The 23,890-nt window shown below is 70.4% G+C and carries 22 protein-coding genes and 4 tRNA genes; 11 read left to right on the forward strand and 15 right to left on the reverse strand.

Features of this window, described 5'->3' with window-relative positions; translation table 11 throughout:
- Positions 1-13: 13 nt before the first annotated feature.
- From A3Q40_RS13665 to A3Q40_RS13680, 4 genes are all read right to left on the reverse strand, one after another.
- Positions 14-90, reverse strand: a tRNA-Phe gene (locus tag A3Q40_RS13665).
- A 47-nt stretch (positions 91-137) separates the two neighbouring features.
- Positions 138-211, reverse strand: a tRNA-Asp gene (locus A3Q40_RS13670).
- A gap of 149 nt (positions 212-360) precedes the next feature.
- A tRNA-Glu gene (locus A3Q40_RS13675) sits at positions 361-433 on the reverse strand.
- 129 nt (positions 434-562) lie between these two features.
- Positions 563-1,216 (reverse strand): ScbR family autoregulator-binding transcription factor, encoded by a 654-nt coding sequence (locus tag A3Q40_RS13680; RefSeq protein ID WP_068102939.1) that lies wholly within the window; start codon positions 1,214-1,216, stop codon positions 563-565.
- A 386-nt stretch (positions 1,217-1,602) separates the two neighbouring features.
- Here A3Q40_RS13680 and A3Q40_RS13685 point away from each other — a divergent pair.
- The 5 genes from A3Q40_RS13685 (at position 1,603) to phoU (ending at position 7,057) form a co-directional block, all read left to right on the forward strand.
- Positions 1,603-1,675: transfer RNA gene (locus A3Q40_RS13685), tRNA-Lys, on the forward strand.
- Positions 1,676-1,975: 300 nt separating this feature from the next.
- Positions 1,976-2,944: an acyl-ACP desaturase gene (locus A3Q40_RS13690; RefSeq protein ID WP_068102941.1), complete on the forward strand. Its 969-nt coding sequence runs from the start codon at positions 1,976-1,978 to the stop codon at positions 2,942-2,944.
- A gap of 162 nt (positions 2,945-3,106) precedes the next feature.
- Positions 3,107-4,246, forward strand: coding sequence for a tRNA dihydrouridine synthase DusB (gene dusB / locus A3Q40_RS13695; protein WP_068102942.1), 1,140 nt, complete (start codon positions 3,107-3,109; stop codon positions 4,244-4,246).
- Between the two features lie 60 nt (positions 4,247-4,306).
- Entirely contained in the window at positions 4,307-6,304 is a 1,998-nt protein-coding gene (locus A3Q40_RS13700) for an LCP family protein (protein ID WP_068106250.1), read from the forward strand.
- A 75-nt stretch (positions 6,305-6,379) separates the two neighbouring features.
- Positions 6,380-7,057, forward strand: coding sequence for a phosphate signaling complex protein PhoU (gene phoU, locus A3Q40_RS13705; protein WP_068102944.1), 678 nt, complete (start codon positions 6,380-6,382; stop codon positions 7,055-7,057).
- A gap of 109 nt (positions 7,058-7,166) precedes the next feature.
- On the opposite strand, the gene pstB is transcribed toward phoU, so the two are convergent.
- The 6 genes from pstB to A3Q40_RS13735 form a co-directional block, all read right to left on the reverse strand.
- Positions 7,167-7,943, reverse strand: a complete 777-nt coding sequence (pstB, locus tag A3Q40_RS13710; RefSeq protein ID WP_068102946.1) for a phosphate ABC transporter ATP-binding protein PstB — start codon at positions 7,941-7,943, stop codon at positions 7,167-7,169.
- Between the two features lie 15 nt (positions 7,944-7,958).
- On the reverse strand, positions 7,959-8,855 hold the full coding sequence (gene pstA / locus A3Q40_RS13715; protein ID WP_068102948.1) for a phosphate ABC transporter permease PstA: 897 nt from the start codon (positions 8,853-8,855) through the stop codon (positions 7,959-7,961).
- Positions 8,856-8,893: 38 nt separating this feature from the next.
- The gene (gene pstC / locus A3Q40_RS13720; protein ID WP_068102949.1) at positions 8,894-9,931 is read right to left on the reverse strand and encodes a phosphate ABC transporter permease subunit PstC; all 1,038 of its coding nucleotides are present in this window, start codon (positions 9,929-9,931) and stop codon (positions 8,894-8,896) included.
- An 88-nt stretch (positions 9,932-10,019) separates the two neighbouring features.
- Entirely contained in the window at positions 10,020-11,117 is a 1,098-nt protein-coding gene (gene pstS / locus A3Q40_RS13725; RefSeq protein ID WP_068102952.1) for a phosphate ABC transporter substrate-binding protein PstS, read from the reverse strand.
- A gap of 196 nt (positions 11,118-11,313) precedes the next feature.
- Entirely contained in the window at positions 11,314-12,195 is an 882-nt protein-coding gene (mshD, locus tag A3Q40_RS13730) for a mycothiol synthase (protein ID WP_068106251.1), read from the reverse strand.
- Positions 12,196-12,203: 8 nt separating this feature from the next.
- Positions 12,204-12,998, reverse strand: a complete 795-nt coding sequence (locus A3Q40_RS13735) for a winged helix-turn-helix transcriptional regulator (protein WP_068102953.1) — start codon at positions 12,996-12,998, stop codon at positions 12,204-12,206.
- A gap of 124 nt (positions 12,999-13,122) precedes the next feature.
- Between A3Q40_RS13735 and A3Q40_RS13740 the strand changes: the two genes are divergently transcribed.
- From A3Q40_RS13740 to A3Q40_RS13760, 5 genes are all read left to right on the forward strand, one after another.
- A complete protein-coding gene (locus A3Q40_RS13740; protein WP_068102955.1) occupies positions 13,123-13,902 on the forward strand; it encodes an LmeA family phospholipid-binding protein in 780 nt (259 codons plus the stop codon).
- Positions 13,899-14,345, forward strand: a complete 447-nt coding sequence (locus tag A3Q40_RS13745; protein ID WP_068102956.1) for a thioredoxin family protein — start codon at positions 13,899-13,901, stop codon at positions 14,343-14,345. Before A3Q40_RS13740 ends, A3Q40_RS13745 begins: the two co-directional genes overlap by 4 nt.
- 310 nt (positions 14,346-14,655) lie before the next feature.
- Positions 14,656-15,156: a DUF4395 domain-containing protein gene (locus tag A3Q40_RS13750; protein ID WP_068102958.1), complete on the forward strand. Its 501-nt coding sequence runs from the start codon at positions 14,656-14,658 to the stop codon at positions 15,154-15,156.
- A 47-nt stretch (positions 15,157-15,203) separates the two neighbouring features.
- Positions 15,204-16,040: a sulfurtransferase gene (locus A3Q40_RS13755; protein ID WP_068102961.1), complete on the forward strand. Its 837-nt coding sequence runs from the start codon at positions 15,204-15,206 to the stop codon at positions 16,038-16,040.
- 2 nt (positions 16,041-16,042) lie between these two features.
- On the forward strand, positions 16,043-16,351 hold the full coding sequence (locus A3Q40_RS13760) for a DUF1416 domain-containing protein (protein ID WP_068102964.1): 309 nt from the start codon (positions 16,043-16,045) through the stop codon (positions 16,349-16,351).
- Positions 16,352-16,451: 100 nt separating this feature from the next.
- On the opposite strand, the gene A3Q40_RS13765 is transcribed toward A3Q40_RS13760, so the two are convergent.
- Entirely contained in the window at positions 16,452-17,921 is a 1,470-nt protein-coding gene (locus A3Q40_RS13765; RefSeq protein WP_068102966.1) for a cutinase family protein, read from the reverse strand.
- A 325-nt stretch (positions 17,922-18,246) separates the two neighbouring features.
- Between A3Q40_RS13765 and A3Q40_RS13770 the strand changes: the two genes are divergently transcribed.
- Positions 18,247-18,888, forward strand: a complete 642-nt coding sequence (locus A3Q40_RS13770) for an FABP family protein (protein WP_235606308.1) — start codon at positions 18,247-18,249, stop codon at positions 18,886-18,888.
- Here the strand turns inward: A3Q40_RS13770 and A3Q40_RS13775 are convergent.
- From A3Q40_RS13775 to cydB, 4 genes are all read right to left on the reverse strand, one after another.
- Positions 18,876-19,166: a hypothetical protein gene (locus A3Q40_RS13775; protein WP_068102968.1), complete on the reverse strand. Its 291-nt coding sequence runs from the start codon at positions 19,164-19,166 to the stop codon at positions 18,876-18,878. The genes A3Q40_RS13770 and A3Q40_RS13775 overlap by 13 nt on opposite strands.
- Before the next feature lie 241 nt (positions 19,167-19,407).
- Positions 19,408-21,195: a thiol reductant ABC exporter subunit CydC gene (gene cydC / locus A3Q40_RS13780; RefSeq protein WP_082834162.1), complete on the reverse strand. Its 1,788-nt coding sequence runs from the start codon at positions 21,193-21,195 to the stop codon at positions 19,408-19,410.
- On the reverse strand, positions 21,192-22,859 hold the full coding sequence (cydD, locus tag A3Q40_RS13785; RefSeq protein ID WP_068102971.1) for a thiol reductant ABC exporter subunit CydD: 1,668 nt from the start codon (positions 22,857-22,859) through the stop codon (positions 21,192-21,194). Before cydD ends, cydC begins: the two co-directional genes overlap by 4 nt.
- Positions 22,856-23,887: a cytochrome d ubiquinol oxidase subunit II gene (gene cydB / locus A3Q40_RS13790; protein ID WP_068102974.1), complete on the reverse strand. Its 1,032-nt coding sequence runs from the start codon at positions 23,885-23,887 to the stop codon at positions 22,856-22,858. The genes cydD and cydB overlap by 4 nt, the downstream gene beginning before the upstream one ends.
- Positions 23,888-23,890 lie beyond the last annotated feature (3 nt).

The following is a 23,890-nucleotide window of genomic DNA, read 5'->3' on the forward strand; positions in this document are numbered from 1 at the left end:
TGGTCGTGGATCGTGGTGGCCAGAGCCGGGATCGAACCGGCGACCTTCCGCTTTTCAGGCGGACGCTCGTACCAACTGAGCTACCTGGCCGAGGATGTCCGATCGAACTGCTGGACACCGGTTGTGCACATGTCTTGCGACCCTGACGGGACTCGAACCCGCGACCTCCGCCGTGACAGGGCGGCGCGCTAACCAACTGCGCCACAGGGCCTTGCTGTACTGCTGGTGAAACCGAACTGTTGTGTAACTCGAACTGCTGTCGTGCTCGCCCGGAGAACCTTACTGCATCTCCCGGCCGGAACAAATTCGCTCCGTGTCGGGGGTTCCCGACCATCTCGGTGCTGTCACCACACCGACACGTACCCCCTACGGGATTCGAACCCGCGCTACCGCCTTGAAAGGGCGGCGTCCTAGGCCGCTAAACGAAGGGGGCCCGCCGGATTGCTCCGGCCTCACCCTCCGGCGCGTGCCGTTGGGAGCTTCGATAGCTTAGGACACCGCCGCTTCGACTTCCAAATCTGCAGGTCGGAGGGCAATTCGGGGGTCGGGACCCCCGCAGGCGTCAGGCGTCCGCGCCCACGGGGGCGAGCACGTCACGCCACCCGCGGGAACGCCAGCCGTCGAGCCACTCCGGCGACGCCATGGCCATCAGGAGGACCTCCAGTGACTCCTCGAACAGTGCGGCCAGATCGGTCTCGTCGGCCGTCAGGTCGGACATGTACCGCTGGCCGGCGAGGGAGGTCACCAGAACGCGGGTGAACTGCCGGGGATCGATGTCCGGACGCAGCAGGCCCTCGCGGTGCGCTTCCGCGGCGAGATCGGACGCCGTCTGCCCCCAGATCGCCCCGGCACCCTCGCGGATGGTCGCGTAGAACTCCGGCTCGATGATGAGACGGAACTCCGCGCGCACGACGACACTCTCGTCGAAGGATCGCGCCAGTTCCACGATGCGGGAATGCAGCCACTCGAGGGCGTCCACACCCGCGGGGCGTGGGGTCGACATGACCTCGCGGTACTTCTCGCTCGCGGTCTGCAGCACCGCGCGCGCCAGGTCTTCCTTGGAACTGAAATGGAAGTACATCGCGCCTTTCGTGGCGCGGGACCCTTCCAGAATCGTGTTCACCGACGCGGCGGTGTACCCGCGCTTGCTGAACTCGTGGGCCGCGGCCTCGACGATCGCCGCACGGGTCCGTCGGGCGCGTTCTTGCTGTGCCATTGCGCGTGTGCCTCCGAATTGGGCGCCTCGCGGCGCCGTGAAAGTGACGCGAGCGTAACCGACAATCCTGAGAACTCCCTCGAACCCGCCCGAAAACAGCCCGAGTGTGCCAATTGATCGGTCGGCCCGGTCGATGCATTCGGTTCCGCGGTCACATTCGAGAACGATTCGTCGTGTCCGGAAAGTCCGAATACCGATGCGCGCGAACGGCTGTGTGCGCGTATCCGACTTCAGAGTACGCGCCCGCCCCGGCCGTCGCGGGCGTCCGCGCGATGCGCCGGCGCCGCGTCCCGCCAGGACCGATCGGACAAGCCGCGGGCGCCGATCGGTCCGACCGTGGCGATGAGTACACTTCTGCCACGTCCGCCCCTGCGGCGGCGACGTCGGCCCCTATAGCTCAGTTGGTAGAGCTACGGACTTTTAATCCGCAGGTCCCAGGTTCGAGCCCTGGTGGGGGCACCGTGAACGGCGGCCGGACCGAGGTGCGCACACCCCCGGCCGCTCCTCGATCGCACAGCGCCGATCGTCGGTCTTACGGATATTTCACAGCCGATTCGGCTGGTCGGCCGGGCTTATACTCGAACCGGTCGGCACGCAGCCCCGTAACCGAACTCGGCGCCCGTTCGACGAGTGTTATCGAGACACGCATTCGGGTCGCCGGCGCGGCGCACGTCGCACAGCGAGGCCCGACGAGACGCCCCACGGCGCGGTTACGGTGCCGTAGGCTGTTTCGGATCGACATCGACACGGAGGATTGGCATGGCACGGGATCTGACCCAACTCGAGCTGCTCAGCGAGTTGCAGCCGGTTGCGGAGGAGAACTTGAACCGGCACCTCTCCATGGCCAAGGAATGGCACCCCCACGACTACGTCCCGTGGGACGAGGGGCGTAACTTCGCCGCGCTCGGCGGCGAGGACTGGTCGCCCGAGCAGTCGCAGCTGGACGAGGTTGCCAAGGCCGCCATGATCACGAACCTGCTCACCGAGGACAACCTGCCCTCGTACCACCGCGAGATCGCGGAGAACTTCTCGCAGGACGGCGCGTGGGGCACCTGGGTGGGCCGGTGGACGGCCGAGGAGAACCGCCACGGCATCGTCATGCGCGACTACCTGGTGGTGACTCGCGGTGTCGATCCCGTCGCCCTCGAGAACGCCCGTATGGAGCACATGACCAACGGCTTCGCCTCCCCCGCCGGGGAGAACGGCGACCAGATGGGCTTCCTGCACTCGGTCGCCTACGTCACGTTCCAGGAGCTCGCCACCCGCGTCAGCCACCGCAACACCGGCAAGGTCTGCAACGACCCCATCGCCGACCGCATGCTCCAGCGCATCGCGGCGGACGAGAACCTGCACATGATCTTCTACCGCAACCTCTGCGGGGCAGCGCTCGATCTCTCGCCCGACCAGGCGCTGAAGGGTGTGTCGGACATCGTGCAGAACTTCGTGATGCCCGGCGCGGGCATGCCGAACTTCCGACGCAACGGTGTCCTCATGGCCAAGCACGGCATCTACGATTTGCGCCAGCACCTCGAGGACGTGGTCATGCCGGTCCTGCGCAAGTGGAAGATCTTCGAGCGCACCGATTTCGGCGCCGCCGGCGAGCAGACCCGCGACGAGCTCGCGGCGTTCCTCGAGAAGCTCGAGGGCCAGGTGCTCAAGTTCGAGGAGCAGCGCGACCGCATGCTCTCTCGAGAGGCGGCGAAGCGGCAGGCCGCTCAGGCCTCCTGACCTCCGGCCACCGGGCGTCGTCTCGGCCGAACTGGCCGTGACCGCCCCGTGACCCGTATTCTCGGTGATGCCCGGCCCCCGTCCGACGGCGGCCGGGCATCGTTCTGTCGACACGCCGACTCCCCCGTCGGCCCCCGAGTGCGTTTGGTGCGTGATGTCCCCATGGCTTTGCAGATCGGTTCGTTGACGCTGCGCAGTCCGGTGGTCCTCGCCCCCATGGCCGGCGTCACCAACGTCGCGTTCCGCACCCTGTGCCGCGAGCTCGAGGACGAGCTGACGGGGTCGACGTCGGGGCTGTACGTGTGCGAGATGGTCACCGCGCGCGCACTCGTGGAACGTCAGCCCGCCACGCTGCACATGACCACGTTCGGCCCCACCGAGACGCCGCGATCCCTGCAGCTCTACACCGTCGACCCGCAGACCACGTACGACGCCGCGAAGATGATCGTCGACGAGGACATGGCCGATCACATCGACATGAACTTCGGCTGCCCCGTGCCGAAAGTGACCCGCAAGGGCGGCGGCGCGGCCCTGCCGTACAAGCGCTCGCTGTTCGGCGCCATCGTCGCCGCGGCGGTGCGCGCCACCGAGGGCACCGACATCCCCGTCACGGTCAAGTTCCGTATCGGCATCGACGATGCGCACCACACTCACCTCGACGCCGGACGGATCGCGGCAGGCGAGGGCGCGGCCGCAGTGGCCCTGCACGCACGGACCGCCGCTCAGCGGTACTCCGGCACGGCCGACTGGTCGGAGATCGCGCGGCTCAAGGACCACGTGCGCGACGTGCCGGTCCTCGGCAACGGCGACATCTTCCACGCCGACGACGCCGCCCGGATGATGACCGAGACCGGGTGCGACGGCGTCGTCGTCGGGCGGGGGTGCCTCGGTCGTCCGTGGCTCTTCGCCGAACTGTCCGCCGCGCTGCGCGGCACGGAGCGCCCGACGCCGCCGACCCTCGGCCGAGTCGCCGACATCATGCGTCGGCACGCGGAACTGCTCGCCGACCACCACGGCGAGGACCGCGGACTGCGAGAGATGCGCAAGCACGTCGCCTGGTACATGCGGGGCTTCCCCGCGGGCTCGGATCTGCGGCAGAAGATGGCCACCGTCTCCACGCTGGTGGAGCTCGACGGTCTGCTCGACCAGCTCGATCCCACCGTGCCATTCCCCCCGGACGCCGAGGGTCCCCGCGGACGGCAGGGCTCGCCTTCGTCGGTCGCGCTGCCCGACGGGTGGCTGGACGACCCGGAGGACTGTGCCGTCCCCGCGGGCGCCGATCTGATGCACTCCGGCGGATGATCGCTAGGATTGCGTCGATCGCGCGACCTGCGGTCGGTGCACGAGAGGGAGACCGCACGCGTGGGTGACGACGACGAGACGCGCGCACCCGGCGTCGGCCGACGTGCCCCGTGGGAACGTCCGATCTCCCGGCTTCACGATCCGGAGTCCGGCACGAACTCCTCGCCGGAGTCGTCCCGCGACGACGAGGCGAGTGCCGACGTCCCGGCGCCGACTCCTCGAAACGGCCCCGCCGACACCCCTGCCCCGACCGACGATGCGGACGCCCGCCTGTCCGTCGCGGAACTGGTCGACAAGGTCGCCCGCATCACCTCCCGCCGTCGGGACGGTGCGGGCGAGGACGCACCCGCCACCACCCCGCCTCCCACCCCGGCACCACCCGCGCCGACCCCGACTCCCGCACCGCCGGTCGAGAACGGGTCCGCATCGGCGACCGAGGACGACCCCACCGTCGTGCTTCCGGCCGCCGCGCCCCCGCGCAAGGGACCCGAAGCGGTGGGCACCGTCGCACCGCCCGCCCTCACCCGGCTCGCCCTGTCGAAGGCCCGCAAGCGGGCGCGGATGCGGCTGGCCGGCCGCGTGTCCGTCGCCTTGGTCTCCGTGCTCGCTCTGCTGCTCACCGGCATCGTCTGGGGCTACCTGCGCGCCACCGACCGCGGCTTCGCCCAGGTGTCGGCGCTGGACACCGAGTCGACGGACGTCGTCGACGCGCCGGGTCAGTACGGCGACGAGACCTATCTCATCGTCGGCACCGACACCCGTGCCGGTGCCAGCGGTGAGGTCGGCGCCGGCACCGAGCTCGATGCCGAGGGCGCCCGGTCCGACACCGTGATCCTCATCAACATTCCGGCCGATCGCAGCCGCGTGGTCGCGGTGTCGTTCCCCCGCGACCTCGACGTGACGCGACCGGAGTGCCAGGCCTGGGACTCGACCACCGGCGACTACACCGACGAGGTCTATCCGGCGGCGGACGGCGACAAACTGAACGCGACCTACGCGCTCGGCGGCCCGAAGTGCCTGGTCAAGGTCATTCAGAAGATGTCCGGTCTGCGCATCGGGCACTTCGTCGGCATCGACTTCGCCGGTTTCGAGTCCATGGTGGACGAGGTCGGCGGCGTGGACGTGTGCACCACGCAGCCGCTGATCGACGACGAGCTCGGCACCATCCTCGCCACGACCGGCGAGCAGCGGGTGGACGGGCGCACCGCGCTGAACTACGTCCGTGCCCGGAAGGTCGAGGCCGAGGGGACGGGCGATTACGGCCGCATCAAGCGTCAGCAGGTCTTCCTGTCGTCGCTGCTCCGCTCGGTGCTGAGCAACCGCGTGCTGTTCGATCCGGGCAAGCTCAACGGGTTCGTCACCGCGTTCACGCGTGACACCTTCGTCGAGAACGTGAAGACGGCGGACCTGCTCACGCTCGGCAAGTCTCTGCGCGGGGTCGACGCAGGGGCGGTCACGTTCCTCACCGTTCCGACGGCCGGCACCACGTACTACGGCAACGAGATTCCGCGGACCGACGACATCGACGCCATCTTCCGCGCGATCATCGACGATCAGCCGCTGCCGGGTGAACAGCGCGCACCCGAGACCGCTCCGACGACTCCGGATTCGACGGACACCCGCGCCGTCGCCACGACGCCGCAGGTCTCCCTCGATCCCACCGCGGTGTCCGTGCAGGTGTCCAACGGCTCCGAGGTCGGCGGGCTCGCGGCTACCACGGCGGACTCGCTCGCGGCATACGGCTTCCAGATCGTGGGCACGGGCAACGCCGACGCCACGACGACCGGCCCGACGGTGGTGCGCTACGGACCGGGCTCGATCGCGGAGGCCGCGACGGTTGCGAGCGCTCTTCCCGGTGCCGTCCTGCAGGAGACGACGTCGCTCGGCGGCATCGTCGAGGTGATCCTCGGCGGCGCCGACGCCGGCACCGTGACCGCGCCCACCCCGGTCGGCGAGACGCTGCCGACCTTCGACACGGCCGTCGACGGCGCCCCCACCGACGTGGCGCTGCCGAGCGACCTCACGGTCACCAACGCCGCCGACGCGACCTGCATGTAGTCGGCTGCGCGGCATTCACCCGCCGTTCACCGCCTGCATCCCGGCCCGATCATCACCCGGGCCTAGAATCGGACCATGCGCGTGGCTTACAACGAACAGATGACCGAGCTCGCCGACCTGCTCGGCGAGATGGCCGGGCTCGCCGGTCAGGCCATGGAGCGGGCCACGCAGTCCCTCCTCCAGGCCGATCTCCGCATCGCCGAACAGGTGATCGGCGACCACGAGCGCATCACCGATCTCAGCGCCCAGGCCGAGGAGCGCGCGTTCGCGCTGCTGGCCCTGCAGGCCCCCGTCGCCGGCGATCTCCGGTCCGTGGTGTCCGGCATCCAGATCGTCGCGGACATCGACCGCATGGGTGCACTCGCCCTCCACGTCGCGAAGATCGCCCGTCGTCGCCACCCGGCGCACGCCCTCCCCGAAGAGGTCAACGGTTACTTCGCCGAGATGGGACGCATCGCCGTCGCGCTCGGCGCGTCGGCGCGCGAGGTCCTCGAGACGCGCGACCCCGAGCGGGCCGCGAAGCTCCGCGAGGAGGACGAGGCGATGGACGATCTGCACCGGCACCTCTTCAGCGTCCTGATGGACCGTGAGTGGAAGCACGGCGTGGCCGCGGCCGTCGACGTGACGCTGCTCGGCCGGTTCTACGAGCGTTTCGCCGACCACGCCGTGGAAGTCGGTCGTCGCGTGATCTTCCTCGTCACCGGTGAACTGCCCTCCGACATGCCGACGCCGCCGGCGCAGCACGTGGGCTAGGTCACCCACCCGGTCCGGCTCGTCCGGGCCGGGCCCGCCGGTTCGCCGGCCGCCACGAGCACGAGAAAGGGCGCCCCTCGCGAGAGGGGCGCCCTTCGTCGTCGAGTGTCTAGCCGAAGCGGCCGGAGATGTAGTCCTCCGTGGCCTTCTTCGAGGGGTTGGAGAAGATCTTCTCGGTGTCGTCGATCTCGATGAGGTTGCCGGGCTTGCCGGTGGCCTCGAGGTTGAAGAACCCGGTCTGGTCGCTGACGCGGGCCGCCTGCTGCATGTTGTGCGTGACGATCACGATGGTGAAGTCCTTCTTGAGCTCACCGATCAAATCCTCGATCGCGAGGGTCGAGATGGGATCGAGCGCCGAGCAGGGCTCGTCCATCAGCAGGACGTCCGGCTGCACGGCGATCGCGCGCGCGATGCACAGACGCTGCTGCTGACCGCCGGAGAGGCCGCCGCCCGGCTTGTCGAGCCGGTCCTTGACCTCGTTCCAGAGGTTCGCGCCCTTGAGGGAGTTCTCGGCGATCTCGTCGAGTTCCTTCTTGCTCCGGCCACCCTGCAGCTTGAGCCCGGCCACCACGTTGTCGCGGATCGACATGGTGGGGAACGGGTTCGGGCGCTGGAACACCATGCCGATGGTGCGGCGGACGCCGACCGGGTCCACGCCCGCGCCGTAGATGTCCTCGCCGTCGAGCTTCACCGAGCCCTCGACGCGGGCACCCGGAGTCACCTCGTGCATGCGGTTGAGGGACCGCAGCACGGTCGACTTGCCGCAACCGGACGGACCGATGAAGGCCGTCACACTGCGCGGCGGAACGGACAGCGTCACGTTCGACACGGCGTGGAACTTGCCGTAGTAGATATTGACGTTGTCGAGATCGAGACGTTTGGCCATGACGAAGTCCTTCGGTCAGAAACTCTTGGGGGCGAAGAAGCGGGAGACCAGCTTCGCGCCGATGTTGAGCACCGCGACGATGAGGATGAGGGTGAGTGCAGCGCCCCACATCCGCTCGCTGGTGAGCGCGGCCGTACCGGCCTTCTGCAGGTCGACCATCATGAGCGGCAGCGAGGTCTGCGGCCCGGCGAACAGGTTGAAGTTGATGGCGGTGGCCGATCCCACCAGGATCAGGACCGGCGCCGTCTCCCCCATCACGCGCGCCAGCGCGAGCATGATGCCGGTGACGATGCCGGAGAGCGCCGTCGGCAGCACGATCTTGGCGATCGTCTTCCACTTGGGCACCCCCAGGGCGTACGAGGCCTCACGGAGGTCCTGCGGCACGATGCGCAACATCTCCTCGGCGGACCGCACGATCACCGGGATCATGAGGAGCACGAGCGCGAGGGACACCGCCAGACCGGAGCGGTCGAAGCCGAACGTGGCGATCCACAGCGCGTAGACGAACAGCGCGGCCACGATGGACGGCACGCCGGTGAGGATGTCGACCATGAAGGTGGTCGCGCGGGCCAGGCGGGTGCCCTGCCCGTACTCCACCAGGTAGATCGCCACGAAGATGCCGATCGGGATGGAGATCAGTGCGCAGAACAGGCCCTGGAGCAGGGTGCCGACGATCGCGTGGTACGCGCCGCCGCCCTCGCGGAACGGCGTGACGCCGGCCTGCGAGTACGTCCACCAGTCGGCCGTGGCGACGGCGCTGATCCCCCGCGAGACGACGGTGTAGAGCACCCACACCAGCGGAACGAGGGCGATCAGGACGGCCAGGGAGACCAGAACCGTCGCAGCGCCGTCGGACGCCTTGCGACGGGCGGACACACCCTGGAAGGTCGGTTCCTTGACGGGCCGGTCCATGGTGGCGGTTCCACCGGTTGTGCTCGTGTCGGCCACGGTCAGTCCTTCTTTCCGGCGATGGCGGCGCGGGCGCCGGCGTTGACGAGGAAGGTCAACACGAACAGCACGAGTCCGGCGGCGATGTACGCACCGGCCTGCAGCTCGTTGTTGAACTCCGCCGCGGCCAGGGCGATCTTGGTGGCGAAGGTGTTACCGCCGTCGAAGAGCGTCCAGCCGAACGTCTGCTGCGTGCTGCGGATGATGATGTAAAGCGCGATGGTCTCGCCGAGCGCGCGGCCCAGGCCGAGCATCGACCCACTGACGAAGCCGGACTTGCCGAACGGGATCACCGTGGTGCGCACCACTTCCCACCGGGTGGCACCCAGGGCGAGCGCGGCCTCGATCTGCCCCTTCGGGGTCTGCACGAACACCTCGCGGGTCACCGCGGCGATGATCGGCAGGATCATCACGGCGAGGACGATCGCGCCGGTGAAGATGGTGCCGCCACCGGCGATGGACACGGAGCCGGTGGCGAACAGCGGGATCCACGACAGGTTCTCGTTCAACCACTCCGCGACGGGCGAGATGGCCGGAGCCAACACGTAGAGGCCCCAGAGGCCGAACACGATGGACGGCACCGCGGCGAGCAGGTCGATGACGTATCCGAGCGGACCGGCCAGACGCTTCGGCGCGTAGTTGGTGAGGTAGATCGCGATGCCGAGAGCGACGGGCATCGCCAACACGAGCGCGACGATCGACACGGTCGCGGTGACCAGGAAGAGGTCACGGACACCGAACAGCATCGCCGAGGTGTCCGACGTCGACCACTGGCCGTTGTAGGTGAAGAAGTTGACCGTGTTGTTCTGCAGCGCGGGGATCGCCCGCCACAGCAGGAACGCGCCGATGGCCGCGATGAGAACGATGACGAACACACCCGAGCCGGTGGCCAGAGTGGAGAAGACACGGTCACCCGGGCGGGTGACCGTCTTGTTGCTCTTGGTGTCGGGCACTGGCGTCGGCGCTTCCGTCCTTCGAGCGACGCCGGCCGTGGTCGACGTGGCCGGAGTGACGTCGCTGATCGAATGAGTGTCGCTCATACCGCTCACAGTCTCGTGTCGTGGGGGTACGGCGTCGCCTGCACCGTGATCCGTGGTGTCGGGCACGGTGCAGGCGACGACCAGTGTGTCAGGAAATGGCGTTGATCGCGGTCACCAGACGCTCCTTGAAGGCGTCCGGCAGCGGCACGTACCCGGCCTCCTCGAGGCCTTCCTGGCCCTCGTTGGCGGCGCTGAGCAGGAACGACTTGACCGCAGCCGAGGTGTCGGCGTCGTAACCGGCCGAGCACACGATCTCGTAGGTGGCGAGCACCAGCGGGTAGGAATCGGCCTCGCTCGAGGTGAAGAGCGCGTCGGTGTCGAGCACGAGGTCGTTGCCCTCGCCCGAGAAGGTCACGGCGTCGATGGCACGTGCGGCGGTCTCGCTGCTCAGCTCCACGGGGCCGGAACCGAAGTCGAGGCGCGCGGTGGCGAGGTTCTCCTGGTCGGCGAAGCCCTTCTCGACGTAGGTGATCGAGCCCGGGGTCGCGGCGGCGGCCTGGGCGACACCGGACGAACCGTTGGCGCCTTCGCCGACTCCACCGGCCCAGTCGGAGCTGTGGTCGAGGGTCCAGGACTCGGGCGCCGCGTCGGAGAGGAAGCGCTGGAAATTGTCGCTGGTGCCCGAGGAATCGGAGCGGTAGATCGGGGTGATGGCCGTGGACGGCAGGGACACGCCCTCGTTGACCGCGGCGATCGCCGGATCGTTCCACGTGGTGATGCGGCCGGTGAAGATCTGGGCGACCAGATCCGGCGTCAGCACCAGATCGTCCACACCGTCGAGGGTGTAGGCGACGGCGACGGGGCCGAAGACCAGCGGGAGGTTCCAGGCGGGGTTGCCGGCGCAGCGCGTGGCGGCGTCGGCGGCCTGCTGCTCCTTGATGGCGGAATCGGAGCCGGCGAAGTCGACCAGGCCGGCGACGAACTGGGTCCGGCCGTTGCCGGAACCGCTGACGGTGTACTCCACGGCCTGACCGGCGCAGACGCCCGAGTAGACCGAGGTGAAGTTGGACATCGCGTTCTGCTGGGCCGACGAACCCTCACCGGTGATCGGACTCTTGCCCTCACAGGTCGCCGCGGACTCGCTGCCGCCGGCGGCCTCGACGTTCGCGTCGCTGCCACATGCGGCCAGCGTCATGCCGCCGGCGGCCAGGACACCCAGAAGGGCAATGCTGCGCTCGAGCTTCACCTGTCTCCTCCAAGACCAGCCCGCTGCGGTCGGTTGTCGACCGGCGGGCGCGAGAGATGCGGTGACGTGACCGCAACGGACAACACGCGCTGCCCGACGCGAAAGGTAAGGGGCCTGCGTGGACGAATTCCCGCGCGCATGTGAACGGAAGGTGAACAGGCGGACGTCGAGCCCGATTCCGGGTGCGATCTCCGTCTCAGCGACGGGCGTACGCGGTGTCCGTGTGGAAGCGGGTGAAGCCGAGCCGATCGTAGGTGTGCACGGCCGCGGCGTTGTCGGCCTCGACGTAGAGCAGCACCGCGGGCAGACCCGCGTCGACGAGGTGGCGAACACCGGCGAGCGTCAACACCCGCCCGAGTCCCCTGCCCTGCTCGGCCGGGTCGATCCCCACGACGTACACCTCGCCGAGCGCCGGGTCGGACCCCTCCGGCGGATGCACCTTGGTCCAGTGGAACCCGAGCAGCCGGGTGTCGTCGTCCGCCGGGGTGGCGACGAACAGTCCGGCCGGGTCGAACCACGACTCGGCCTTGCGCTCGTCGATGTCCTCCTGAGTCCACCCGCCCTGCTCCGGGTGCCAGGAGAACGCGGCGTTGTTGACCCGCAGGATCTCGGCGTCGTCACCGGGGCGGTAGGTCCGCACGACGATGCCCTCGGGCGTCGTCGGCTCCGGCAGCGCCTCGGTGGACGGGCGACGCATCTGCAGCAACTCCCGCGCGACCACGAGATCGAGCCGCTCGGCGACGCGCTGCGCCGCGGGCAGGTCACCGTGCGCCCACACCCGCGCCGCCGGGCCGTCCAGGACGTGGTCGACCAGGCGGGTCCCGACGCCGTGACCCCGGTGATCGGGGTGGACGACCAGTTCGGCGATCTGCGGCGCCGAGTCGGTCGCCGGGGCGACGACGGCGTACCCGACCGGCACGTCGTCCCGGACGGCGATCACGTGGCGGTCGTCGCCTCGGCCGTCCAGTGCCCGCACGGCCTGCTCGGAGAGCGGGGCGGTGCCGTCCACGGCCGTCGCGCGCCCGATCGCGTCGCGGATCGCGGCACGCTCGTCGTCGGTGGGGCGTCGGTCGGCCAGGGCGACGGTCACGTGAGCAGCTCGTTCCGGGGGTCGGTGCGGGCGTCGGTGCGGGATTCGTCGGAACCCGCGAGATCGTCGTCGGCGACAGCATCGGTGCCGTCGTCGTCCGCCGGGTCGGCGCCGCCCTTGCGGGCCGACGGCCGCACCGCCTTGTAGCCGACGTTGCGGACCGTGCCGATGAGCGACTCGTACTCCGAGCCGAGCTTGGCGCGCAGCCGTCGCACGTGCACGTCGACGGTGCGGGTGCCGCCGAAGAAGTCGTATCCCCAGACCTCCTGCAGCAGCTGAGCGCGCGTGAAGACACGGCCGGCGTGCTGGGCCAGGTACTTGAGGAGCTCGAACTCCTTGTAGGTCAGGTCGAGCGGCCGTCCCCGCAGTCGGGCCGTGTAGGTGCCCTCGTCGATCACCAGCTCGCCGAGGGTGATCCTGCCGGTCGCCTCCGTGTCCGCCACGCCGCCGTGCCGACCGGCCGACAGCCGCAACCGCGCGTCGAGCTCGGCGGGACCCGTGGTGGGCAGCAGGATGTCGTCCACACCCCACTCGGAGTTGACGGCCACGAGCCCGCCCTCGGTGAGCACGGCCACCACGGGAACGGAAGATCCGGCCGCCCCGAGCAGACGGCAGAGGCCGCGCGCCGCCGCGAGGTCGGTCCGGGCGTCGACCACCGCGACATCCGCGTTGCCCGCCTCGAGCAGCGACGACACGTCGGCCGGCACGGGGCGGACGTGATGGGCGAGCAGGGACAGGGAGGGCAGCACCGAATCCGGGTTCGCGTCGGAGGTCAGCAGCAACAGCTCCATGCGGCCCTCCTCTCCCGGTGTGTGCGCCGAGGGACAGACTAGCCTGTGGCACGGGCGATGCCGGGTCACGGCAGCCCCGCCCGACCGAGCCGGACGGGTGCACGGCCGAAGAGGAAGGACCGCAGTGCGCAAACTGATCGTCGGGCTCGTCGCCCTGGTGGCCGTTCTCCTGGCCGTCGATTTCGGCGCCGCGGCCTACGCCGAGTACCGCGTCTCCCGGGCGCTGCGCGACGGCGGCGATCTCGTGTCCGATCCCGACGTCACCGTGCACGGTTTCCCGTTCCTCACGCAGTTCGCCGACGGCCGGTACTCCCGCGTGGAGATCCGCGCCCGCGAGGTCCCGACGCCGTACGTCGAGAAGACCACGATCGAGGCCACCCTGCGTGACGTGCGCATTCCGCCGTCCGACCTGGTCGACGGCGCCGTGCGCACCGTGCCCGTGGGCGAACTCGACGCCCGCGTTCGGATCGACGCCACCGACCTCGGTCGCTTCCTGGACATCCCCGATCTGCAGGTCTCGGCACCGCCCGCCGACCGCTCCGACGGCACGGGCGGCTCGGGCGGATCCGGCGAGACCACGGCGGGCGCGGTGGTCCTCTCCGGCACCGTCCCGGTCGGACCGATCGACACCGCCGTCAGCGTGACCGCCGAACTCCTGCTCGACGGCGACGGTGTGTCGATCGTCGCAACCGATCTGTACTTCGGCCCGGAGGGCCGGGCGGACTACACCGTTCCCGACTTCCTGAAACCGGCCGTGCTCGGTCTGTTCACGCGCACCATCGACACACAGCAGCTTCCCTTCGGTCTGCGCCCCACCGAGGTGCGAGCCGAGGGCGGACAGATCGTCGTCGAGGGCGAGGCCGACGACGTGACGGTCGACCTCAGCGAGATCGGGACCTCGTGACCGGGATCCTGGTGCTCCTCGCGGTCGTCGCGATCGCCGTGCTGATCGGGCTGATCGTCCGGCGACGCGACGGGGCCGTCCGCGCGGGCCGAGGCGCCGGGCCGGACGACGCCCGTCGGCGGGCCCTGACCGCCGCCGGTGCCGCCGAGGGGTCGGTGACCGTGCTGCACTTCTCCGCCGACTGGTGCGGACCCTGCAGCGCGGTGCGCCGCGTGGTGGCCGCGAGCGTGCAGGCCCTCACCGACGACGGCCACCGCGTCCGCGACGTCGAGGTCGACATGGAGGACGACCCCGCCCTGGCCCGCGATTTTCGCGTCATGTCCCTGCCCACCACCGTCGTGCTGGATGCGAACCTGCGCGAGCGCTTCCGCGCGTCCGGCGTGCCCGGCTCGGCCGATCTGCGGGCCGCCGTCCTGGCCGCCGCGGCGCCCGAGCGGGACTGACCGAGAGACGGTGGTCACCACCCGCACTGCCGGGACGGCGCGGACGTGCGTACGATGGGCGCCGTGATCGCCAGCCGCGAGCTTCTGCTCACCCGACGCCGCACAGTGGATCTGTGCCGCCTCGGCGGCTGTTGCTGCCGCTGCCGCTGAATCACCGGCTCTCCCCGCCGACCGCACTCGCGTGCGACGCGCCCCGATCGGGCCCCTCCCGCGACGGCCTCGGTGTCCCGGGGACGAGCATCCCGACACCCCGCCGCACGGCCGTGTGTCCCCTCCCGGTTCGCAGCCCATCCCGCAGGAGCATCCCGCAGTGTCTCTTCATCACCCCGACTCGACCCGACTGGAGTCGTCCCGTTCCGTCCCCCGCGTCGACGTGCGCGGTCCCCGTACCGTCGCGTGGGTCACCACCGCGGTGCTGGCCGTCGTCCTCCTCCTCGCCGGCGGGAGCACCGTCGCCGCGGCCGTTCTCCTCGGCGTCCAGGCCGTCGTCTTCGCGATCGGCGCGCTCCGCGGCCCCGCCGGGCACCCCTACGGCGTCGTGCATCGCACCCTCGTGGCCCCCCGGCTCGGTCCCGTGACCGAGACCGAGCCGGTCCCGCCGCTGAAGTTCGCGCAGGCCGTCGGGTTCGTGTTCGCCGCCGTCGGCACCGTCGGTTACGCGGTCGGCGTCCCGGCTCTCGGCTACGTCGCCACCGGCTTCGCCCTGGTCGCGGCCATCCTCAACGCCGCCTTCGGCGTCTGCCTGGGCTGCAAGCTCTACCCGCTCGCGAGCCGGCTCCTCCCGGCGCGCACCACCGCTGTTCCCTCCTGACCCGACTCCACCTCCCGAGCACCGACCGCATCACCGAAAGGAAAACCATGGCCCGCTCCGACGTCCTGGTCTCTGCCGACTGGGCCGAGCAGAACCTGAACGCCCCGAAGACCGTGTTCGTCGAGGTCGACGAGGACACCAGCGCCTACGACGGCGGTCACCTCGAGGGCGCCGTGCGCCTCGACTGGAAGAAGGATCTGCAGGACCCGGTCCGGCGTGACTTCCTCAACCAGGAGCAGTTCTCCGATCTGCTCTCCGAGCGCGGCATTGCCAACGACGACACCGTGATCCTCTACGGCGGCAACAACAACTGGTTCGCCGCGTACGCCTACTGGTACTTCAAGCTCTACGGCCACCAGGACGTCAAGCTCATCGACGGCGGCCGCAAGAAGTGGGAGCTCGACGGCCGGCCGCTGTCCAAGGACACCGTGGAGCGCGAGCGCACCCAGTACGAGGCGCAGACCCCGGACCTGTCCATCCGCGCGTTCCGCGACGAGGTCATCGACGCCATCGGGACCAAGAACCTCGTCGACGTGCGCTCCCCCGACGAGTTCTCCGGCAAGATCCTCGCCCCCGCGCACCTTCCGCAGGAGCAGGCGCAGCAGCGCGGCCACGTCCCCACCGCCATCAACATCCCGTGGAGCACCACCGCCAACGAGGACGGCACCTTCAAGGACGACGATGCCCTCGAGGCGCTGTACAAGGAGAAGGGCTACGACGACGAGAAGGCGACCATCGCCTACTGCCGCATCGGCGAGCGCTCCAGCCACACCTGGTTCGTGCTCAAGGAGCTGCTCGGCAAGCAGGATGTGAAGAACTACGACGGCAGCTGGGTCGAGTACGGCTCCCTCGTCGGCGCCCCCATCGAGCTGGAGGTGCGCTGACCATGTGCGGAGCACCCGTCCAGGGACAGACCCTGCCCGCCGGAGTCGACGTCGAGAAGGAGACCGTGATCGTCGGTCGCGTCCTCTCGGCCGAGGACCAGCAGCCCGTCGGCGGCGCGTACGTGCGCCTGCTCGACGAGTCCGGTGAATTCACCGCCGAGGTGGTCGCCTCCGGAACCGGCGACTTCCGCTTCTTCGCCGCCCCCGGCACGTGGACCCTGCGTGCACTGTCCTCCACCGGCAACGGCACGGCCACCATCGCGCCCGAGTCCGCCGGCGTGCACAGCGCCGACGTGCTCGTCGCCAAGTAGCTCGACCGTCACGGCAGCTTCACCAACGCGGCAGCTTCACCAACACAGCAGCCCCGCCCCGAACGATCGGGGCGGGGCTGCTGTGCTTCCCGGGTCGGCGCTATTTACCCGGCTCCGCCGGGATGCCGAGCGACTTCAGGATCTCGTCGAACGTCGTCGGGATCGATTCCTGCTCCGGCGCCGGCGGCGCGAGGTAACCCGGGTTGACGGGCGGGATCACCCGCGGCGCACCGGATTCCGACGGCGCAGCGGATTCTGCGGGCGCGGCGGGAGCGGGCGGGGCCTCGCTCTGCTCGCGGGCGAGGTCGGTGATCCAGCGGATCATGCGCTCGCTCTCCCAGTCACGGCCGTTGTCGGGGAAGTTGTCCCAGTAGTAGAGGTGCTGGACGAACCCCAGTTCGAGGTACGGCTTCTCCCACAGCTGCGGGATGTCGGCGTTGTCCTCGGCGAATCCCTCCGCCTCGGCGGCCAGCTTGGCCTCGACGATCGGGCGGCCGGGACCGAGCGCCCACTGCACGGCGTCGGACACCTCCTGCGGCGACGGCAACGGTGGTGTCGGGCTGGTGTCCTCCGTCCGATCGGACACGCGGAGCATCACGTCGAGGACCGACTCGTCCGAGGTGGCGAAGTCCGGATCGGTGAACACGTGGGCGATGGTGCGTGCCGCGAGGTCGGACGCCGCGGCCGCGAAGTCCGTGAGCAGCAGACCGGGCGCCGCGAAGGTGAAGTGCATCTGCCCGAAGACGTTCGCCGCCAGCGGAAGGATGCCGAGCCGCAGCGGAGCGTCGCAGGCGATGTCGCCCGGCCGGCAGAACCACTTCATCTTCGGCGTGAGAGTGCCGTAGTCCTTGGGCTCCGACGACATGAAGCCGCCGCCGGACGGTCCCGGCTGCCCGAGCGACGGCGTTCCGGCCGGCCGGTAGGGATCACCGACCAAGGCGACGCCCGCGATGTCGTCACTGGTCACCGAAGCGGTGGCGGGGCGGGAGCCGATGTCGACGGCGAGCCGCTCCATCACTTCCGCGCCCACGCTGTAGCCGAGCAGGACGAACTTGGTGGAACTGCCGCACTTCGCCTTGTTCTCCTCCAGGAACCGGTTGGTGCCGGCCAGAGCCTCGCGCACCGACTCCTGGTAGGTCGGCACGATCTCGGTGGGGCTGACACCGTAGGTCGAGGAGTAGGGAACGTAGACCCAGCCGACGCGCCCCGGGTGATCGGCGTTGGCCTCGCCCGTCGGGACCGTGACGTTGCCGGTCCAGTTCGACCACGGCAGCCGGTCCACCTCGTCGAGCGGGTTGCGGGTCGACTCGGAATCCGTGGCTCCGGTGACGGCGACGATGAGCACGTCCGGGCAGTCGAGGGCGTAGTTGTTGGGGTCGACGTCGATCTTCGTCCCAGCCCCGAAGACGTCGAGGATCGACTCCACCGGATCGTCCCCGAGACCCAGGGGGTCGGACGGCGTGATCGGTGCCGCGAGCGCCGTCGCGCCCCCCGCCGACAGCAGCAGCGTCGCGGCGACGACCCCCGTCCGTCGTCCCGCCGCCGTCCACCACGTCCTCGTCACGCGCATCGAAACCGATCGTCCTTTCCGGGATACACCTCGGGCGCGAACGGGCCCGCGGCCGGGCGCAGCGCCCGATCGGTTCGAACCCTATGAGAGATGCAGGGGCGACGGATGCGAGCCGATTTGTCAGATGACACAAGGTTCACGACTCGAGGTTCGATCCGGCCGATCAGGGAAACGAGCCCCGCGACCGACCTCGGCCGGGCCGTACGGCCGTGGGTGTCTACACTGGGACCGTGGTCATCTTCTTCGAGGTACTCCTGGTACTGGCGTCGATCCTCATCGCCTGGTTCTCGCTCTACGTCGTCTACCGCTTGGTCACCGACGAGTCGTGAGTGACCGGCTGAGCGGCGACGAGGCAGTCGCTCGCGCCGAGGAGCGCGCCAAGCAGACCGCGACGCGCAACATCCCGTCGCTTCCGGACCTGCCCGCGCCCGCCGATACGGCGAACCTGCGCCTGGGCGAGGACATCTCGCCGGCGATGCTGGCGCTGCTTCCGCTGGTCGGGGTGTGGCGCGGCGAGGGCGAGGGCCATGACGAGCAGGGTGACTACCGGTTCGGTCAGCAGGTCGTCGTGAGCCACGACGGCGGCCCGTACCTCGTCTGGGAATCCCGGAGCTGGCGGGTGACCGACGACGGCGCCTACGCGGCCCCCGATCTGCGCGAGTCCGGCTTCTGGCGCGTCAGCGGCAGCGACGCCGCGGGCGCCGAGAACCCCGAGACACTCGAACTGCTGCTCACCCACTCCTCGGGTGTGGTCGAGCTCTACTACGGCCACGCCCGGAACCAGTCGTCCTGGGAGCTGGCCACCGACGTCGTGATCCGCAGTACGTCCGCCGCGTTGGTGGGCGGAGCCAAGCGGCTCTACGGCATCGTCGAGGGCGGCGATCTCGCCTACGTCGAGGAGCGCGTCGGACCCGACGGCGACCTCTCTCCCCGGCTGTCCGCGCGCCTGGAGCGCTACGCGGGCTGACCGTCTTCGGCGTCGGCCTGCTCGGTGTCGGTCTGCTCGGTGCTCTCGTTCTCGATCTTCCCGTCCTCGTCGACCATGTCCGCGAAGGCGGTGCCCGACACCGTGCCGTCGGTCCCCGGGAGCGTGACGGTCTTGCGCGCCCCGGTCTCGTAGCGCTCGTTGAGGCCGTCCATCTTCTCCCCGGCCCTGTCCAGATCCTCCTGTGAGAGTTCGGGTCCCACCGTCTCGTCGGTCTTCTCGGTGCTGTTCTCCCGGGTCTGCTGCTCGTCGGCGCTCATGAGACGAGCGTGACACACGCACGCACCGGACGGAGGCGATTGCTCGGTCTGCGATGACCGGGCACAGCCCGGGCGAGCCCGAACAGGAAGCGGCCCCCGAGCCGTACCGGGTGGGCATCTTGCGAGAAGACGCGCACCGGGTCTCGGTCTGGACGGACCGAGGGCTCGGGGGCCGGGTAGCTACCTGGTATTCGCCCGCCGCTCGCGCGGAGATTCCGGTGAATACCGTCAGCGGGTGCGGCTAGCGGGCAGCCACCTCACGTGTCCATAAGTCATACAACTTCGAACCACCTCCTCTCTCGTGTACCGACGACGCTACGCCCGCCCGAGCGGAGTCGGCAACGACTTTTTCTCCCGGTGAACAGGAGAGGGTCCGCACTCCGGCCGGAACCGGACGGTGGGTGATCACCACCGCCGTGGTCGCCGGATCCAGCAGGCCGGACCCCGGGTCGAGCAGTGCGGCGAGCAACCGCGCCGAGCTCGCGTCGTCGAGGTGCTCGGTGGGCTCGTCGACGATGACGACGGGTGCGCGGGACACCACGACGCGGGCCAGCAGCAACCGGCGACGTTGCCCTCCCGAGAGGGACCGGTCACCCCCGACGAGAACCGTGTCCGGCCCGTCGGGCAACGCACGCACCCACGCGCCCAATCCCGTCGCGTCGAGGGCGGCGAGCGCCTCGTCGACGCCGAGGTCGCCCCGGACCACTCGAAGATTCTCGAACACCGACGTCTCGAAGACCCGCGCATCCTCCGCGAAGAAGGTCACCGCGGCGCGAACGTCGGCCGGGTCGAGGTCGGACAGGGTGCGTCGACCGGTGGTGGCGTCGCCGAGGCTCACCGTGCCGGCCACGGCGGGCAGCAGGCCGGCGGCCGTCAGCGCCACCGAGGTCTTTCCCACCCCGCTGGGACCCACCAGGGCCACCCGCTCGCCCGCAGCGATCGTCGTCGTCATCGGCGCGGTCCCTCGGTCGGTCGCATATCCGGCGACGACGCCGTCGAGCACCAGCTCGGGACGCGCCGTGGCGAGCCGCGCACCGGGAACCGGCGGCTCCGGCGTCGTCGTACCGCTCCCGATCAGGTCCACGATGCGCCGCGCCGCCAGTCGGCCGCGCGTCACGGCGACCGCGGCGGCGGGGAGGACCGACGTGGCCTCGAACGCGGCCAGCGGCACGAGGACGACGATCGCGAGCGACATCGGGGACGTGCCCCCGGCGAAGGCCGTGCCGGACCCGTACGCGACCGTCCCGACCAGCAAGGCCCCGACGACCGCGACGCCCGTCGCGAGCGGCCCCGCCGCAGCAGCGAGAGCGGACCATCGCGCGGCGCGATCCTCCGCGGCCGCGACGTCACATCGGGCGGCCGCGGCGCGGGCGCGGACGTCCGCCAGTCGACCGGCGACGCGCAGTTCGGCGGCGGACTCGATCGCCAGGACCGTGGACGCTGCGGCGTCCGCACGGGCGCGGGCGTGATCGGCGTCGTCGTCGGTCTGCGCGCGGGCGGTGAGGATCGGCGCCACGACGCCCGCGAGGAGAAGACACCCCGCGAGGATCGCCGCGGCGGCCGGCGAGAACGCGGCGAGCAGTCCGACCGACGCGACGGCGAGCACGGCGGCGACCGCGGCCGGCACGAGCGCGCGCACGACGACGTCCCCGATCGCGTCGACGTCGTCGCCGGTGCGGACCACGAGATCCCCGCGGCGCAGTCGCCAGGCCGCCGTCGACTCCCTCTGAGCGAGAGCGCGATACAGCGCTGCGCGCAGGGCGACCGTTCCGCGGAGTGCGACGTCGTGGGTCGCCAGCCGTTCGAGATACCGGCAGATCCCGCGGCTGATGCCGAGCGCGCGCACCGCCACGACGGCGACGGACAGGTGCAGGACGGGCGGCATCTGCCACGCCCGGAGGATCAGCCACGCGGACAGCGCCGACAGGGCGAGCGCGCTGCCGAGCGTCGCGACCCCGGCGAGCACGGACCACGCGATGCGGCGACCGTCGAGATCGGCCAGGGCGAGGACGCGGCGGAGGTCGGTCATCGCGAACTCCACACCGGTGCGTCGGTCACGCTCACCACCCGGTCCGCGGCGGCCAGCACGTCGGGGGTGTGCCCCACGATCACCACCGTGCGCCCCGCGGCGGCGAGGCGGACCAGCGCCGCGAGAACAGCTGCGGCACCGGCGGAGTCGAGGTGAGCGGTGGGCTCGTCGAGCAGCAGAACCCGCGCCGACGACGCCAGGGTCCGCGTCAGGGCCAGGCGTTGCCGCTCCCCCAGCGACAGGCCGTCGCCGCCGTCGCCCAACCGGGTGGCCCACCCGTCCGGTGCGGACGCCACCACGGCGTCGAGACCGGTGGTCGCCGCGGCGGCGGTGACGAGGTCGTCGTCGTCGCACCACACGTTGTCGCGGATGGTGCCGGCCGTGATCGCGGGGCGTTGGGGCAACCACGCCACCGACGCCCACCACCGCTCGAGGTCGAGGTCCGCGACGTCCACGTCGCCCACCGTGACGCGGCCGCGATCGGGTTCGGTGAGGCCGAGCGCGACGGTGAGCGCGGTCGATTTGCCGGACCCGTTGGGGCCGGTCAGCACGGTGACCTCGCCGGGCCGGCACTCGGCGGACAGCTCGTGGGGTGCCGGGCCGTCCCATCCGTCGACCGTGACGCCGTACCATCGAAGCGGTTGTCCGACAGGCGGATCGACGGTCCCCGTTCGTGGTCGTTCGGCGTCCTCGTCGAGCAGCGCGAACACGCGATCGGCCGCCTCCGCGCCGTCCTCCGACGCGTGGAAGGCGGCACCCACCGCGCGCAGCGGGAAGTAGATCTCCGGGGCGAGGATCAGCGCGACGATGCCGGGGGCGAGCTCCATCTCACCGCGCACCAGCCGGAGACCGATCGTGACCGCCACGAGCGCGACTCCCAACGACGCGAGCAGTTCCAGCACCATCGAGGACAGGAACGCGGTGCGCAGCGCGCGCATCGTGGTGCGGCGGTGGCGATCGCCGAGCTCGGCGACGCGCTCCTCCGGACCCTGCTCGCGTCCGAGTGCGCGGAGCGTCGGGACGCCGGCGAGCAGGTCGAGCTGGCGCCCGGCCAGTGCGGCGGTGGCGTCCAGCGTGCGACGCGAGCGTCCCTCGGTCAGCCGGCCGATGAGAATCATGAACACCGGGATCGTCGGCAACGTCACCGCGACGACGACGGCCGAGAGCGGGTCGAACCACGCCACCACCGCCAGCGCCGCCGGTGTCACCGTGGCGGCGAGGAGCAGCGACGGGACGTAGTCGGTCAGGTAGGGCCGCAGGCCGTCGAGGCTGCGCGTGAGCACCGTGGTCCATTCCGCGCGCCGGTGGTCGAGACGCCGGTCGGGCACACGCGCCGCGGCGTCCAGCGCGTCGGCCGTGAGGTCCTGCACCACCCGCGTCGCCGAGCGGTGCGCGGTGCGGGCACGCAGATGCGTCGCGACGACACGGCCGAGCACCGCGACACCCAGGATCGTGAGTTCGACGGTCCAGGCGCCGGGCGTCCGTCGTGCCGGATCGGTGACCACGCCGGCGAGGATCGTGCCCACCGCGATGGCAATCACGACCACGCAGACGGTGGTGACCAGGGACAGCCCGGTCGACACGAGCAAGTAGCGACGACCCGCCGCGGACCGGCTCCACAGACGCGGGTCGACGGGCCCGCGCCGGCGACGTCGGGTGGTCATCGGGCCAGCCCGATGGACTTCGGAATGTCGGCGACGGACAGTCGGCGCCGGAAGACCCAGTAGGTCCACGCCTGGTATCCGAGCACCACCGGGGCGACGATCACGGTCGCCCACCCCATCACCCGCAGCGTGTACTCCGACGACGACGCGTTCTCGACGGTCAACGACCAGGCCGGATCGAGGGTCGACGGCAGCACCGCGGGAAACAGCGAGGCGAAGAGCAGGACGACGGCGCCGGCGATGGTGACGGTGGTGCCGAGGAACGCCCACCCATCCCGGCCGGCGTGCGCGGCGACGACGGCGGCGAGCAGCGCGGCCACCGCGACGCCGACCAGCCACCAGGTCCAATCCTTGCCGTACGCCAGCTGGGTCCAGAGCGCGAAGGCGCCCGTCGCGGCCGTCGCGGGCAGGGCGAGTCGCCCGGCGAGCGCGGCCGCGTCGCGGTGCACGTCGCCGGACGTCTTGAGCGCCACGAACACCGCGCCGTGGAACAGGAACAACAGTGCCGTCGTCGCGCCGCCGAGCAGGGCGTAGGGGTTCAGCAGATCGAGCAGTCCGGAGACGATCTTCTTGTTCTCGTCGACGGCGACGCCGCGCACGATGTTCGCGAACGCGACGCCCCAGAGCACCGCCGGTACCCAGGAGCCGATGCCGATGCCCAGATCGCAGCGGCGCCGCCAGACGGGGTCGTCGATCTTCCCCCGGTACTCGATGGCGCAGATGCGCAGAATGAGGGCGACCAGGATCAGCAACAGCGGCAGATAGAACCCGGAGAAGAGCGTGGCGTACCACTCGGGGAAGGCGGCGAACAGGACGCCGCCCGCGGTGATCAGCCAGACCTCGTTGCCGTCCCACACCGGGCCGATCGTGTTGAGTACCACGCGTCGTCGCTTCTCGGTGATCTCGGCCGTCGGGCCGCGTCCCAGCATCGGCATGATCATGCCGACGCCGAAGTCGAAGCCCTCCAGCACGAAGTAACCGACGAACAGGACGGTGACGAGGACGAACCAGAACTCGGGGGTGGCCATGGC

It is taken from the genome of Rhodococcus sp. PBTS 1 (assembly GCF_001620025.1).
GTDB lineage: Bacteria > Actinomycetota > Actinomycetes > Mycobacteriales > Mycobacteriaceae > Rhodococcoides > Rhodococcoides kroppenstedtii.